1 protein-coding gene is annotated in these 1,509 nt (G+C 42.6%); it reads left to right on the forward strand.

Annotation, left to right across the window (positions count from 1 at the left end):
* Nucleotides 1–1,413: helix-turn-helix domain-containing protein (locus B4H32_RS09765; protein WP_286802670.1), on the forward strand; the 1,413-nt coding region annotated here is incomplete at its 5' end.
* Between the last annotated feature and the right edge of the window lie 96 nt (nt 1,414–1,509).

The raw sequence follows: 1,509 nt of genomic DNA on the forward strand, positions 1-1,509 counted from the left end.
GATGAAATCTCAATGCTGCATGCCAAGCAGCTCAATTTGGTCAATCAAGTACTGAAATACTTTAAAGAGAGTGATGAGGCATTTGGCGGTATTCAGGTCATTGTCGCTGGCGATTTTTTCCAGTTGCCACCAGTCGGGCGTAATGGTGAAGCCAATCGGGATAAATTCTGCTTTATGTCTGAGGCTTGGGTGGAGGCGAAATTTCGGGTGTGTTATCTCACCGAACAACACCGTCAGGATGATGAAATCCTCAACCAGATTTTAAATGCGATTCGGGCGCAAAGTATTCAGGCCGAACATATTCGAGCGTTACAGCAATCACGCCAGCACGATATTGGTGAAACCTTTACCCGTTTATATACCCATAATATGGATGTCGATAATATCAACTATCAACATCTCAATGAGATTGACAATGAAAGCCATCAGTTTAATGCGGTGCTGGATGGTAATGAAAAGCTGATTGAAACATTGAAATCGTCTGTACGTGCGCCTGAAGAACTGACCCTAAAAAAGCATGCCAAGGTAATGTTTGTGAAAAACAACTTTGACCTTGGCTATATCAATGGCAGCTTGGGAGAAGTGATTGGTTTTGAGGAAGATGATCAGAACGGTATTTTGCCTAAAGTAAAATTGACCGATGGTACAACTTTATTGGTTGAGCCAGAAACTTGGTCGATTGAAAATGAGGCAGGCAAGGTGATTGCCAGTTTTCAGCAGATTCCCTTACGTTTAGCCTGGGCAATCACCATCCATAAAAGTCAGGGCATGACACTGGAAGCCGCAGAAATCAACCTGACCCATACCTTTGAAAAAGGTCAGGGCTATGTGGCCCTGTCGCGGTTAAAGTCCCTGAAAGGTTTAAAACTACTGGGTTTTAATGATCAGGCTTTAGAGTTGGATAGTCTGGCCATTAAGGCGGATCGCCGTTTTCAGGAACTTTCTACTGAAGCCGAAGTCAATTTTGAAAACGTTGATTTAACCACACAGCAAAATGCATTTATCCGTCATTGTGGTGGTACGCTAAATCCGACTGAAATTAGCCGTAATGAGAAAAAGCTCAGCAAAGGTGGAAAGCAAAGTTATGCCACCGCGACTCTGGATGAAACCAAGGCACTGTTTGAAGAGGGTTATGATATTGAAGATATTGCCAGTGAAAGAGGGCTGACTCCTGCAACTATCATCAATCATTTGGCACGCTTGCACAAAGAACAGAATCTGGATATTTCAGTGGCCCATCCTGGCGATGAAGTAGTGGAAGAGGTGCGCAAAATCTATAAGAAATTGCAAAAACGCCAAAATCCTGAACATTTCACTGAAGATGGCTCAATCAAGCTGCGTCCAATTGTAGAGGCAACCAGTCCACGTATGGCTTATGATCAGGTACGTTTAGCCCTGTTGTTTATTGAATAGGATGAATAAATGCCATACCTGATTCAAGGCAATAATTTAGACATTATTTAATGGCTTTTATTCATGCCAAATAGGGTTTTATCCATTGGAGCGTAA

It is taken from the genome of Acinetobacter sp. UBA2063, assembly GCF_002333245.1.
Classification (GTDB): domain Bacteria; phylum Pseudomonadota; class Gammaproteobacteria; order Pseudomonadales; family Moraxellaceae; genus Acinetobacter; species Acinetobacter parvus.